This window comes from Gardnerella leopoldii, assembly GCF_003293675.1.
Taxonomy (GTDB): Bacteria; Actinomycetota; Actinomycetes; order Actinomycetales; family Bifidobacteriaceae; genus Bifidobacterium; species Bifidobacterium leopoldii.
The window spans coordinates 283,702-296,700 of the sequence record NZ_CP029984.1; the positions used below are offsets into that span (position 1 = coordinate 283,702).

Genomic DNA, 12,999 nt, shown 5'->3' on the forward strand with positions numbered 1-12,999 from the left:
ATTTGCGTTTATATTCATTCATACTCCCTTTTGGGGAGGTCATAGTATGTGGTTCAAGATAAATAAATTCTATGCATTTCGAGAGCTAACTTTACATATGAATTAATCTTGTGCAACATGCATGTATGAGTTCACTATCGTGAGTTACTACAACAATTGTTGTATTCATTGACTTAAGTTTTGATAGTAGCTGTGCTAGTTCTTGCATATGCGCATAGTCTAATCCGCTCGTCGGCTCGTCTAACGCTAGAATTTCTCTACCTGTTGCCAGCGCGCATGCAATTGCTAATCGCTGTTTTTGCCCACCCGATAGACTCTGCGGATGACGGTGTGCCAAAAAGTCCAAATCAAATTGTCGTAATATATTCATCGCAACATCGTTCTTATTTTTGCTGCGCTTAGGCAAACTAATTAAAACTTCATCTAAAACGCTTTCTGTAAACAGCTGGTTGCCTGTATTTTGCATCACCATAAAACATAATTTTTTACGTGCTCGATTACTTAAAACGCGATCCTCGTATTTAAAAATACCTTTGCAGTTTTTTTCTAAACCGCAAAAACAATTGAGAAAACTGGTTTTGCCAGCTCCATTTTTTCCTACAATTGCTGTAATTTGATTACGCGCAATAGCAAGCGATTTAATATTGACTATTTTCTTCTTTACGCCATGATACGCAAAGTTGAAATTTTTTAATGCGATTATCTGATCGTCTTGTGTGACAGATGGCATTTTATTAATTTGTATGGGTGATACCATAAGTCGTGTTCTCAGTCCCATTTTTTGCGCATCTATGTCGTTAAGAGCATCTTTTTGTTCGGATTTAATATCTTTAACGATCTCACCTTGTTGCATAACCACTAGGCGATCCATAATATCCCAAAGATAAGCTATTCGATGCTCAGCTACAACAATTGTTCTTCCTTGTTTTTTCCAATGCAAAATCAACTTTTTAAGCATCAACGTTGAGTCGTAATCTAAATTTGCTGAAGGTTCATCTAACAAAATTATGTTTAATCCTGCTACTTCAATTGACGCACAAGCTATTTTTTGCTTTTCGCCATCAGATAGATGAAAAATATTGCGATCCATCAAATTTTCCATGTGCAAATCAGCAACTGTTGTATCAATACGCTGATAAATATCAGATTTTGGTAGTCCTTGATTTTCACACGCAAACGCTAGTTCACTCGTTGTATCAACATTATAAAATTGTGACTTAGGATTTTGAAAAACCGTGCCTACAACATGTGCTAAATCATATAATTCATTATTTTTAAAAGATCGACCGTTTAATAGTATATCGCCTTTTACATTTCCTTGATAGAAGCGTGGAATTAAACCATTTATAAGACGTAACAGCGTTGTTTTGCCACAACCCGAAGGTCCGGTTATCAAAATTAATTCGCCATCTTCTATGCGCAAGTTAATATCATTTAATTCACTTGTATGATGGTCATCTTCAGTTCCATAATGGAAATAAACATGCCTAAATTCGATCATACGCTTACTCCTAAGCTACACAACAACCAAAAACATATGACCGACAAAGAAATGAGTAATAAAAACCAATCTTGTATTCGAAAACCAATTTGGCAAATATTAGTTCGCTTGATAGGGTAGCCTAATCCTCGAATTAACGCTGCTGCCGATAGTTCTTCGCCAATACGTACACCCGAACTAATCATAGGAATTAATTGGTACTCTAATATTTTTCCAATACCAACTGCTCCTATATGAATTTCACGCATATTCATAGCGCGACAAATTGATTTCCATTCTGTTGCAATCGTTGGAAACATTCTAAACATAACTGACATTGGCACAATAATGGCTCGTGGCATATGTATTTTTTCCATTGCTGCAATAAATTCACTCACCGAAGTTGTAGCTATAACATAATTGCCCATTGCAACTGTTGCTACAAAGCGCGTAAGAATATATCCGCACATTAAAGCGATAGGTTTTATCATACTAGGCAAATATGGTATCACCAAAAGACAGCCATAACCTATTATGAGCATGATACTTGCATGCCAAAATTTTTTCCATTGTTGTTCTATCAAAAGCAGCACAAAAGGAATGATAGATAATACAAAACTTATATCTTTCATGCGTGCGCCACACACGCCGCCCATTACGAATATTGCTAATAGCAAAACAAGGACGATTTTTACGCGTGGATCTAGAAAACTGCGTTTGTTCTTTTGCGCTGCTAGAGATGAATATGCCATTAAACAAGACCAGCTTTTTCAAAATGTTTTTTCAAAACTTTTTGACCAAACAGTCCGCCTAAAATACCGCAGATAAAGCATACAATTAGCAGAACGAACGCCATCCAATTTGGTAGGAGCTGAGCAACAGCCTCGGCATAAGCTTTACCAAAGCTTGCACGTTGTGCAAAATATTGTTCGCGATCAAGAAACAGTGACATATAGTTGCCATACATCCACAGGCTAAAAAATCCATATGTCAAAACAGCTTTTTTAGCACTGGCATAGTTGCCACTTTTGAACACAATTTCTGCAATCAAACCAGCAATCGCACTTGTTAACAACGACCACATTCCCATGCCTGTGAGCACCATCAATAGACCCATCATGATTGCCATGATAAAAATCATTCCTGGCTTTTTAACTTTGGTCAAAAAGAGCATAAAAGGAATACCGCCTATAATTGGCATTAATACCGCAAGGAGCGGCAAAAAGACGGGTACTATCCCAAGCATTGATATTACACATACAATAACAAAATAAATGGCTCCAAATATACCAATGTTTATCAGGTCATGACCACTTAATTTAGTTGCGCGTTCCATAACAAATTCCTCCTTTTTCTATCATGCGCGTTCTACACGCGCTCAAACTAATACGAAAACTCCTCTGCTGCACACGTTTTATCAATAAGATTTTGATAAGTAGGGCTTATCTGGATAAGCTCGGCATGTGTACCGCATGCTTCAACGTGACCATCTTTTAACACAACTATTCGATCAACATTTTCAATTGACTTCATGCGGTGAGAAATAATAATCACAGTCTTATTTTTTACCAATTCGGTAAGTGACTGTTGAATTTTAATCTCGTTGTCAACGTCTAAACTTGAAGCAATTTCATCAAGAATAAGAATTGGTGAGTTTTTCAAAAATGCGCGCGCTATTGATATACGCTGACGCTCGCCTCCAGAAAGCTGCTGACCGTTTTCGCCGATAATGGTGTTGATCCCATCTGGGAGTGCGTCAATAAAGTCGCAATGCGCAAGCTGAGCTGCATGTTTCACTTCTTCGTCTGTAGCATCTTCTCGACCTATACGAATATTTTCCAAAATGCTTGTGTTGAAGAGAGTAACATCTTGAAAAACGATAGATATATTTCGGTACAGGTTTTCAGTAGAAACTTTCCGTATATCTACGCCGTCAATACGAATGCTACCAGAATTAAAATCGTACAGACGCGCTATAAGTCGAAGCAGAGTTGTTTTTCCGCAGCCTGACTGCCCAACAAGTGCGCAAACTGTTCCATGCGGCACAGTAAAACTTACGTCGTTTAGCACAGGAGTAGCGTCATCGTAAGAAAAGCTGAGCTTGTTTATCTCTATATCAAAATTAGCAAATTGAGTAGCGCGTTTATCTGTAGTGTGTACGTCTGTAGCAGCTTCCGGCTGCACATCTAATACCTTTGCGTCGCGAATTTCACGAATACGCTTCACAGCCGAATTGATATAGAAAACTTCCATAAGGAATTCCATATTCGAGTCCACAAATTCTTTGAGCTTCATGGCAGCAAGAACGTAGCCTAGCAGATATAGCACAGAAATTTCGCCAGTTTGCATAAGAAAAATGCCACCGATAATCGTGAATGCCAACGAAAAATGCGAGAAAATATCGGCAAATATCAGCAAGAACCCAGCGTTGCGTTCGCTTTCCCACTGGACGCGGAGCGTGTCATCAAGCTTGGCATAAAGCTTTGTTTTTATACGTTCTGCAAGATTAAACGCCGCAATTTCCTTGGACAGCTCAATACGATCTTGAAACGCTTGAGAATTTTCGCGTAATCGCAGGTAATGTTTGTTGTGCTGCGCACGTACATAGCGCTTTGATACTACAATCAGCAAAAACGAAAGAAGCGTAGGGCCAACGGCACAAATCGCCATTTTCCAGTTCCCTATGAACATTAATACAGAAAGAAATGGTAAGAATAAACAAAACGCGAGCAGTTTCGGAACTGCGTGACTTTCTGCATGCTCAAGTGACGCTACGTCTGCCATAATACTTTGAGAGAGATCGGTAAGATCGTGTTTTGCGAAGTAAGACATTTCTAGTCGCGAAAGTTTCTCTGCAATATTAAGACGCAAATGAGCTGCTTCTTTATATGTTTCGTTATATTGTGCTTCGTATTCAAAACTCAATAGCACTGCCATTACCACCAAGGTCACAATAGAACACACAAGATAGATGGCTGTACTATGTACATGGCGTAGTAACAGATGATCTACCAACAATAGCAGCAGCATTGAAGGAACCATATTGATAACAAATACCAAAAAACTAAGTACACCCGATTTAAAAGCGCCTCGTACACCTTGATCGGTAAGAGCAAACGTATTTTTTAAAAACTTAATCATTAACAACCCTCCACTCATTAGCTTGGGTGTAAATTGTGTACAAATGTGTATATTGGCCATTTTGCGCCATAAGCTGAGCATGTGAACCGCGCTCAACAATGTGTCCGTGGTCAACAAGCAAAATCTCATCCACACCCGTAATGGACGTCAGACGATGTGCAATCATAATGACCGTTTTACCACGCATTAAACGTTTAAATGCTTTTTGTAACTCATGCTCGTTGTCTGCGTCAATAGAAGCAGACGCTTCGTCCATAATTACGATGGGAGAATTTTTTAAAATGGCACGAGCAATCGCAACGCGTTGAGTTTCTCCACCTGAAAGATACACGCCTTTTGTTCCAATTATGGTATTTTCTCGCTTATCTAATTTATCTAATACCGAATCAAGTCCTGCTGCAGAAATCGCAGACATTACTTCCTCGTGGCTTGCGTCATGTTTTACGCAGCTAACATTGTTATATAGTGTGTCACTAAACAACTTAGAATCTTGAAAAACAAAGGAAATTTCTTGCATGAGCGCTTCTTGAGAATATGTGTTAAGAGGTTTATTGCCAATTAAAATTTCTCCAGAACTTATGTTGTAATATGCGCACATCAGTTTAGCAATTGTAGATTTACCTGATCCAGATTTTCCTACTAGAGCATATATCTTATTTTCTGCTAAATTGAAGGACAGATTTTTCAAAACTTCTTTTTTGTCATACGAGAACGAAACGTTACGAAACTCAATGTTGTGATTTGCAAAATGATCTTCATTGCCAAAATGTATTTCTTCTTTCGACATTTGCGCATAAAGCTTCTCAAGCGAATCAACCGCATGATTACCCTGGAACGAGTACATGCCAATGTACATAACGCGCATAAATGCTGCAAACATTAATCCCGATACGAAAAACGTCATAATTAAATCGAGAGCCAAACGTTTGGGACTGCCCAAATCGTCAATAAAAAATACCAGCGGCAGTGTAAGTATTGCAATAATACCAAAGAAAAGGCATTCATACACAACGTATCCTGCTTTGCAATGCTTTGAATATTGGTAAGCATATGTTGAATAATTGTGAATAAGTTTGGATAGCTTTTTCATGGAACTTACTGAAACGCCAAAGATTTTGATAACAGAAATGCCACGAATATATTCGACTGTTTCGGCAGATAGATTATCGAGTGCGTCTTGGTACATTTTCATGAATTGCTTGCCGCCCATCATGCTAGCCATAATAGCGCTACCGACAATAGTAAGTATTAGAATGCATAAACCTACGCGCCAGCTTATGCAAAAGCTGAATGCAATTATGAAAAATGGCATAAGGATTGCGCGCGTAGCGTCAGGAATCATGTGTGCGACAATCGTGTGAGTGAGCGCTGCATTGTCGTCAATAGTTTTGCGAATAGTTCCAGATGAATGTGTGTCAAAGAATGTAAAACTTGCACGATTTAAGCCTTCAACACCGCGTTTGCGCAAAACATTTTCTAAATTGAATCCCACGTAATGAGCCATAAGACCCGACGCGCCAAGACATAAACTGCCGGTAAGTAAAAGCAGTGCAATGACGAATGCAAAATTTTGAGCGACAGGCAAGTTTTCGTCAATAATAAGCGCATGCAAAAAACAATGTATCGCATAATATCCGCAAGTAGTTAGTAGAGCTGACAAAGCTGAAACGAGTACTGCTCCAATAGCTAAACCCTTAAACTGTGGAATATAGGCAAACAGTTTGCGGTATGTGTTCATGAGAGCTCCTTTGCTGGTAAAGAAGTTGAAGATGCTTGAACAGACTCTTGTATGCTGCCTAACTGATTGTTTCCCTCGTCGCTGGAGCGAGTAGCGCCGCGGCTGTTGCCCTCGTGACTGGATTGAGCGGTGTCCTGTTTCAAAATATTCAAGAGCAGCTGCTTAATAAGCGCCTGATTATCTTGTACAAGTTTGTGTTCGTTGAGCACATGCGCAGAAAGAATGATCGCGTTTACAAAAAACGCCATAAGTTCAAAATTCGAAGGCTTAACAGAAAGCGTTTCTGCATCGATGTTATGTGCCCTAAACGTATCAAAAGCAGTGTGTTCAAGCTGTCTATATACCTGTTCAAGCTGGGGGTTTCTCTTCTTAGCCAACAAAAGTTCCACGTAGACGGGCATAAGCGCATTGCTATCAACTGCTTTTCTGGCCATTTCATCAGCAAGAAGATCAATGCTCCATTGCTTGCCATCCTCTATAGATTTCATCATGATGGTGTTGCGGTATGCGATGCCGTCGAGCATGATGTCGTGGAGTATGTCGGTTGTATTCTTGTAGTAGTGATAAAACCCACCCTTTGATAAGCCTGTTTCTTTTACCAGGTCTTCCATGGTTGTGTTCTCAAAGCCTTGTTTGACAAAAATACGTATAGCAGCATGCTTTATTGCTTGCTTGCGTTCATTAAAACTAAGCCGCTTATTACGAGCCATGCAATTCACCTCACACCACAAGCTGGTAAAGGGTTAACGCGCCAAATAGTTGTCATGAGTCAACGCGTAAAAAGTCTTCGCGCCTTGGCTACATCTAAGGGGTCGTCATCCTATCGACGGATGCGTCGATATATACAGTATAAGTTAGATAGTGTTTACTGTCAAGCTCTTGCTTGAAAGTAAACACTATTTGTCGATGCTGGTTAGAAGAGTGCCTGCTTGTGCTAATAAAATTCATAAGAAACTAGGCGATAGTTCAGCAAATCCATAAACGCATACCGTATTTATAGTTTGCATATATGTACCACAGTACAAAAAAGTTCAATCGTTCGTGTATTTTTGGGCTACATGGGGAGTGTCGTATTGATGTCAAGGGCTGATTAGCTGGGTGCAAGTTTGCCCTTGTGTAGCAGGGTTTAGTGAGGGCTATCGTTAAAAGGTTTAATGCGTGGCGGCTTTAAGCTGGGTTCTCGCGGTTTTTGAGCGTGATTTTGCTGTTTGAGGAAACATATCAACGCTCTAGGGTCGAGTGCACAGGATGTTAATGTACTTCGCTTGCGTTGAAAGCACACTGTGCTTTCAACTTTGAGCAAGCTCAGCGAATCGAAGTGCATTCGCGAATTATGTTTTAATCGCTCATGCAAGTCGATTCGCCACTTTGCACCAAGGGTGGTTTATGCAAAAGTAACCATAAAAGTAGTTACAATAGAAGTCTAAAAAAGTCCTAGTTTTTGCTGCAAGAATTCCCGTGAAAGGGACAGCATATGGATGTTACTAATTAATTCTATATACTAGGAGAGAATAAAACACTGAGTATGTGAAAACTATATTTCATCAGTAATCACATACTCATATGCTATTTATAGTTTTATTCGTATTTAAATAGTTTGCGAGATAAAAAGAAACTGATTGCACCAATTATGAAAAGAATTCCCACCGTGGTATATAAGTTATAAAGGTTCATAGTGCCGTACAACAAAGATTGTCTCAAGGCTTTAATAATCCGCTTACCTGATTATGACGGCGTTTCTATCAATCAAGTATTATACTGTTGACTTGTGAGCATAACAACGTGAGTCACTCACCACATGTTTGGCCAACATGCTGTTTACTGGAATACGCTTACTCACTAATTGATAAGGCCAATATTAGAGAGGTCATCTTATGATGAAGAAAGTTAGTTCATTGTTAATAGCTGCAGCATCATTACTTGGAAGTATGGTGTTTGCAACTCCATCTTTTGCAGTTCAATCAACATCACAATATGGGAATTTTAAGTCTGAAATGAGAGGATTGCGTTCTCCAGATGGTCGACGTTCAATTGTTCCAGTATCTGGACAAGGATTGAATGTGCATACGCTAGCTGGTGATACTATCGTAGTAAAGAATAATATAGCTACTTGGAGAGATGCAACAAATCATACTATAGCAACTATCAATTTAACAGTTCATGACGGGCAGCATGTTGATTTTGGTTATAGCAAAGTTCTTCATAGGATTGCTCCTACTGTTTCCTTAGAGACAGCTTTAGAACGTGGTGGAAAGAAACATCATTGTATTCCTAAATGGATTGGTGTGGGATGGAATGTTTTATGGGATGCAACAGTTTGTACTCCATTATCACTTGGTATTTCTGGATTGGCGACACCACTTGCTGGTGTTTCGGCTGATATAGCTTGTAGCGCTGCAGGTGGCACTTTGACAGCAGCATTGGGGTGTTAATATGGATGATGCAACTATTTCGAAGAAGCATGCCACAACAGGGCATCGGTCATGGCTTGCTTCGTTTGCTACCATTTGGCTGACGAGTGTTGTTTTCTCGTGCATCAATCATTTACCTTGGTATGCCAATGCTATTTCAGGGGTAATCTTGCTGATCGCAGCGTTTGTATGCCATGCATTGTTGCAGCATCACCATGTGAAGCCTATGGATTACGTGGTGTTTGCTGCTGCCGTGGCAGTTATACTCGTAGTGGTACTCGTATTGGCGTATATCGTCTAAATTGGGGTAAGCGGCAAAAAGCGTGTCTAAAAACCCGAGTTTTCGTTGAAATACCAAAGAAAGCTCTCTGTTGTTAAGCTAAAAAAGCTCAACATTTAGTATTACTTGACATTGAAAACAAAAGGGGCTTAGGACAATTTTTAGACATTTTGTGCAATCATAGCACGATGTTCCATAATTGTCTTTTAAGCCCCATTTTAATTCTGTGGTTGTTGTAAAAATCAATATAAGTATGAATAGCTTGACGTAATTCTTCTGTACTATCCCAGTTAAGTGGATAATACATTTCTGTTTTCATTCGTCCAAAAAATCCTTCACAGGCAGCATTATCTCCACTATTTCCTTTTCTTGACATGGAGCGTGTAATACCAAGACCTTCTAATCTCTCAATCCACCTACCGCCTCTATAGTGACCTCCTCTATCGGTATGAATAACTAAGCTTTTACATTCTGTAGTGTCAAGGGTAGTTAAAGCCCCTTCTAACATTTCATCTACAAGACACTGATCTGGGTGGTTTGAAAGAGCGTAAGAGACCACTTTACCATCAAAACAGTCAATCATAGGGCTTAAATAGAGTTTTGACTCTTTTACTGAAAACTCAGTAATATCTGTAAGCCAAATCTTATTAGGTGAATCTGCATGAAAATTATTATTAACAATGTTACTACATGCAGGAGTAATTTCTCCTCTATAGCTTGAATAGCGTCTTTTACGCCTAGCATATCTAACCTCAATTAACTCTTCTTTCATGAGCCGTCTTACTACTTTTTCAGATACTCTAATACCTTTAGTTCTCAACACTAACCATATTCTAGGAGAGTCATAAGTAAAGAAGTTTTCTTCTGCAATCTCGTGTATGCAACTCCGTATATGTGCGTATTCGTCAGGTTTTTTTGAAGAGCCTTTTTAGCATAGTAATAACTTGAACGTTTTATCTGAAGTGTTTTAATCAGAAGCTCTAACGGTAACACTAAAAGTAGTTAGGCCTATAACACTTTTTGCGGAGTGAGGATTTCTGATATTAATACGGTTGGGATTATATTAGATTTGTTGGGATTGTATTAAATACAGTTGGGACTTTATTAGCCACGGTTGGGACTCTATTAGAGCGTGGCTAATGCTCGTTTTGTTTTCTAAAACGAGTGTTGTTTAACGAGAAGGGGGGTGAAAACATTGTTAACGCTTAAACCTCAAAGCACGTAGCTTTCAAGGCAAGTGTGGTTTTTACATGTCAAACTGTTATAAAAACGAGATTATTACACTCTTTTTTACACTCATGATACGGGTTTTAAGAAAGAGCGGGTAAATGTTATAAGAATTTTTGGAACAATTAACAAGATTGTGGAATGATTAATCAATAAGACACTACTAATAAACAGTTAAAGCCTGATTAGCTATAGGGCGATGAGATACGTCAATAGGATCCTCATGGTTTTTTCATGACTCCTATGAAGTACCTCTATTCTACTATGGCTGTTTTTCAGGTATTAGAGTCGGTGCTTCATAAAGTATCGGCTCTTTTTTGTATGTGTCTTCACCCTACCGCTGCAGGCGGGAAGGGTGAGCATGAGGACTCGCAAAACTAATAGCAATGATCGAGCAGCGTATAAGTATACAAGTTGTGTTCGTAATGAAGATGGTAGTTATAGTGAAGAAACTATCGAGATTAAACCGGGCGAAAATGGTGTAACTGAAGCGGATATTAAGATGCTTCACTCAATGGATGACAGTGAGGTTTACTACAACAATAAGAATCTGCGTCCTACTAGAACTGCTGAAGAAAAAGCTGAGATTGAAGCGTGGAAAGAAGAATATATCCGGCGGTTTAATCTTAAGCATGGTTATGAGCCTAACAAGGATGATGTGGAGTATGCTGCTAAAGAGCATTTTCCGCGTAACTATAATCTTTCACTTGACTTTGATGCAGATGGCGAGCTTGAAGTAGATAAAAGTTATATTGCTGAAGCTCTCAGTACTACTGATGATTATGGTTTTAGCGGTGATGATTATGGTTTTGAAATGTCAGAGAGAACAGAATCAATGCTTTCAGTGCTGACAGATAAGCAGAGTCAAGTAGTAAAACTGATGTTTTTTGGAGGATACACTCAGTCAGAGATTGCAAGAATTCTTGGTATCTCGTCTGCTGGCGTGAAAAAGCATTTGGATAAGGCTCTCGAAAAGCTTAGAAAAACGCGTTAAAAAAATCCTAGAAATTTTATTTGGAGGAGGTTAAAAACTCCTCCTTTTTCTTTGCCTGTGATGTGTAAGGAAGAAACCCCTTATAGAAAGGAGGCAAAACTCGTGAAACACAAGATCGTTATTAACGTCACCGGTGAAAACGGTGAGAAGAAACAGGTTCTACGTGGAGCTGTGATGCGATTACCTCAACGGTTTATCCGCTGGCTGTTTGGTGATTACTCGCAAGTCTACCTATTAGATCCCGGGAAAAGTGTTCAGTCAGTCGATGTCAAAGAAGTTTAAGGAGGAAAACCGTGAACAATGAAATATTGAAAGAAGTCATCAAAGACTTGGAAAACTTAACAGCTCATCTTAAAACACTATTTGATGATGCTGGTGCTTCTGGTGCTGGTTGTAAAGAAACAGCTCCTAATAATAAGGAGTCTGTTAAAAAGGTGAGTTTAGAGGATGTGCGAGCGGTTTTAGCAAAACTTAGCCAACATGGTAAAACCGCGGAAGTAAAAGCGCTTATCGTCAAGTTCGGAGCTAACAGGCTTTCAGAACTTGATGAAAGTAAGTACGCTGAGCTTCTTGAAGAGGCGAAAGGTATGACAAGTGACTAAGCATGCTTTACTTTCCCCATCTTCTGCTCACAGGTGGATTAAGTGTACTCCGAGTGCTGTTTTAGAAGAAAAGTTTGAAAACACTACTTCTGCGGCGGCTGAGGAAGGAACGGCAGCACACGCGTGGTGTGAGTACAAGCTGAATAAGCTTCTTAACCGTCCGTGTGAAAAACCGTCAACAGAGTATGACTCAAGTGAGATGCAGGAATGCTCGGATGCTTACGTGGATTTCGTAATGGAAAAATACGAGCAGACAAAACTTAACTGTCAAGATCCTATCCTTCTCATAGAGCAGAAGGTTGATTTTTCAGCTTACGTGCCGGACGGGTTTGGTACAGCGGACTGCATTATTGTAGGCGAAAAAACGCTGCAGGTTATCGACTTTAAGTACGGTCAAGGCGTGCTGGTGGACGCTTACGAGAATCCTCAGATGAAATGCTACGCGCTTGGAGCTTTAACGCTTTTCGACAGCTTGTACGAGATTCAAACTGTTGAGATGAGTATTTTTCAGCCACGGCGTGACAACGTATCCACTTTTACGCTACCTGTCACGGAGCTTATCTGTTGGGCTGAAAGCGTGCTTAAACCTAAAGCAGAGCTTGCTATTAAAGGCGAAGGCGAATTTGAAGCCGGTGACTGGTGCAGGTTTTGCAGGGCAAAAGCCACGTGCCGTAAACGGGCGGAGGAAAACCTTAAACTTGCAGAATTTGAGTTCAAAGAGCCATCTGTTTTAACAGATAGTGAGATTGAAGAAGTACTCACGCTTATACCTAAGCTCACGAAGTGGGCTGATGATGTTTTAGCGTACGCCACAGATTCCGCGGTAAACCACGGCAAAGAGTGGCATGGTTTCAAACTCGTAGAAGGCAGATCAGTTCGCAAGTTTAAGGACGAGACAGCTGTTATTGAGAAAGCGAAAGCTCATGGCTTTACCAACATTTTCAAAACTAGTCTTATCGGTTTAACTGAAATGCAAAAGCTGATGGGCAAGAAAAAATTTGAGGATATTCTGGGCGACCTTATTATCAAACCGTCTGGAAAACTTACGCTCGTACCAGACTCTGATAAGCGGGCAAAAGTTAATGTTTCAAATGTAAATCAAGAATTCAAAAAGGAGAATTAGTAC

12 protein-coding genes and 1 pseudogene are annotated in these 12,999 nt (G+C 39.6%); 6 read left to right on the forward strand and 7 right to left on the reverse strand.

What is annotated here, in order from left to right; all coding sequences use genetic code 11:
• Positions 1–91: 91 nt before the first annotated feature.
• From DOD25_RS01285 to DOD25_RS01310, 6 genes are read right to left on the reverse strand one after another with little or no spacing between them, the layout of a single operon-like run.
• Entirely contained in the window at positions 92–1,501 is a 1,410-nt protein-coding gene (locus DOD25_RS01285; protein ID WP_101887808.1) for an ABC transporter ATP-binding protein, read from the reverse strand.
• The gene (locus DOD25_RS01290; RefSeq protein ID WP_101887807.1) at positions 1,498–2,232 is read right to left on the reverse strand and encodes an energy-coupling factor transporter transmembrane component T; all 735 of its coding nucleotides are present in this window, start codon (positions 2,230–2,232) and stop codon (positions 1,498–1,500) included. Before DOD25_RS01290 ends, DOD25_RS01285 begins: the two co-directional genes overlap by 4 nt.
• Positions 2,232–2,816 carry an MptD family putative ECF transporter S component gene (locus DOD25_RS01295; protein WP_004120520.1) on the reverse strand — a complete coding sequence of 195 codons (585 nt, stop codon included), beginning with the start codon at positions 2,814–2,816 and terminating at the stop codon, positions 2,232–2,234. Before DOD25_RS01295 ends, DOD25_RS01290 begins: the two co-directional genes overlap by 1 nt.
• 47 nt (positions 2,817–2,863) lie before the next feature.
• Entirely contained in the window at positions 2,864–4,681 is a 1,818-nt protein-coding gene (locus DOD25_RS01300; protein ID WP_308313809.1) for an ABC transporter ATP-binding protein, read from the reverse strand.
• Positions 4,614–6,359 (reverse strand): ABC transporter ATP-binding protein, encoded by a 1,746-nt coding sequence (locus tag DOD25_RS01305; RefSeq protein ID WP_101887805.1) that lies wholly within the window; start codon positions 6,357–6,359, stop codon positions 4,614–4,616. Before DOD25_RS01305 ends, DOD25_RS01300 begins: the two co-directional genes overlap by 68 nt.
• On the reverse strand, positions 6,356–7,069 hold the full coding sequence (locus DOD25_RS01310) for a TetR/AcrR family transcriptional regulator (RefSeq protein WP_016827934.1): 714 nt from the start codon (positions 7,067–7,069) through the stop codon (positions 6,356–6,358). The genes DOD25_RS01305 and DOD25_RS01310 overlap by 4 nt, the downstream gene beginning before the upstream one ends.
• Positions 7,070–8,233: 1,164 nt before the next feature.
• Here DOD25_RS01310 and DOD25_RS01315 point away from each other — a divergent pair.
• Positions 8,234–8,791, forward strand: coding sequence for a hypothetical protein (locus tag DOD25_RS01315; protein WP_112928551.1), 558 nt, complete (start codon positions 8,234–8,236; stop codon positions 8,789–8,791).
• Position 8,792: 1 nt separating this feature from the next.
• Positions 8,793–9,071, forward strand: a complete 279-nt coding sequence (locus DOD25_RS01320; protein ID WP_033888441.1) for a hypothetical protein — start codon at positions 8,793–8,795, stop codon at positions 9,069–9,071.
• Between the two features lie 157 nt (positions 9,072–9,228).
• Here DOD25_RS01320 and DOD25_RS01325 read toward each other — a convergent pair.
• Positions 9,229–9,957, reverse strand: a pseudogene (locus DOD25_RS01325) (IS3 family transposase); the annotation flags it as partial.
• 681 nt (positions 9,958–10,638) lie between these two features.
• On the opposite strand from DOD25_RS01325, the gene DOD25_RS01330 reads away from it, so the two are divergent.
• The 4 genes from DOD25_RS01330 (at position 10,639) to DOD25_RS01345 (ending at position 12,996) form a co-directional block, all read left to right on the forward strand.
• Positions 10,639–11,271 carry a sigma-70 family RNA polymerase sigma factor gene (locus tag DOD25_RS01330; RefSeq protein ID WP_112928553.1) on the forward strand — a complete coding sequence of 211 codons (633 nt, stop codon included), beginning with the start codon at positions 10,639–10,641 and terminating at the stop codon, positions 11,269–11,271.
• A gap of 102 nt (positions 11,272–11,373) precedes the next feature.
• Positions 11,374–11,553, forward strand: coding sequence for a hypothetical protein (locus DOD25_RS01335; RefSeq protein ID WP_004114712.1), 180 nt, complete (start codon positions 11,374–11,376; stop codon positions 11,551–11,553).
• Positions 11,554–11,564: 11 nt separating this feature from the next.
• Positions 11,565–11,873 carry a hypothetical protein gene (locus DOD25_RS01340; RefSeq protein ID WP_112928554.1) on the forward strand — a complete coding sequence of 103 codons (309 nt, stop codon included), beginning with the start codon at positions 11,565–11,567 and terminating at the stop codon, positions 11,871–11,873.
• Positions 11,866–12,996 carry a DUF2800 domain-containing protein gene (locus tag DOD25_RS01345; protein WP_112928555.1) on the forward strand — a complete coding sequence of 377 codons (1,131 nt, stop codon included), beginning with the start codon at positions 11,866–11,868 and terminating at the stop codon, positions 12,994–12,996. Before DOD25_RS01340 ends, DOD25_RS01345 begins: the two co-directional genes overlap by 8 nt.
• Positions 12,997–12,999: the final 3 nt, after the last annotated feature.

What these genes read in the sequence shown, in the direction of transcription:
- DOD25_RS01285 (WP_101887808.1), bottom strand. Translation starts at nt 1,501, where the DNA reads ATGATCGAATTTAGGCATGTTTATTTCCATTATGGAACTGAAGATGAC.
- DOD25_RS01290 (WP_101887807.1), bottom strand. Translation starts at nt 2,232, where the DNA reads ATGGCATATTCATCTCTAGCAGCGCAAAAGAACAAACGCAGTTTTCTA.
- DOD25_RS01295 (WP_004120520.1), bottom strand. Translation starts at nt 2,816, where the DNA reads ATGGAACGCGCAACTAAATTAAGTGGTCATGACCTGATAAACATTGGT.
- DOD25_RS01300 (WP_308313809.1), bottom strand. Translation starts at nt 4,681, where the DNA reads ATGGCCAATATACACATTTGTACACAATTTACACCCAAGCTAATGAGT.
- DOD25_RS01305 (WP_101887805.1), bottom strand. Translation starts at nt 6,359, where the DNA reads ATGAACACATACCGCAAACTGTTTGCCTATATTCCACAGTTTAAGGGT.
- DOD25_RS01310 (WP_016827934.1), bottom strand. Translation starts at nt 7,069, where the DNA reads ATGGCTCGTAATAAGCGGCTTAGTTTTAATGAACGCAAGCAAGCAATA.
- DOD25_RS01315 (WP_112928551.1), top strand. Translation starts at nt 8,234, where the DNA reads ATGATGAAGAAAGTTAGTTCATTGTTAATAGCTGCAGCATCATTACTT.
- DOD25_RS01320 (WP_033888441.1), top strand. Translation starts at nt 8,793, where the DNA reads ATGGATGATGCAACTATTTCGAAGAAGCATGCCACAACAGGGCATCGG.
- DOD25_RS01330 (WP_112928553.1), top strand. Translation starts at nt 10,639, where the DNA reads ATGAGGACTCGCAAAACTAATAGCAATGATCGAGCAGCGTATAAGTAT.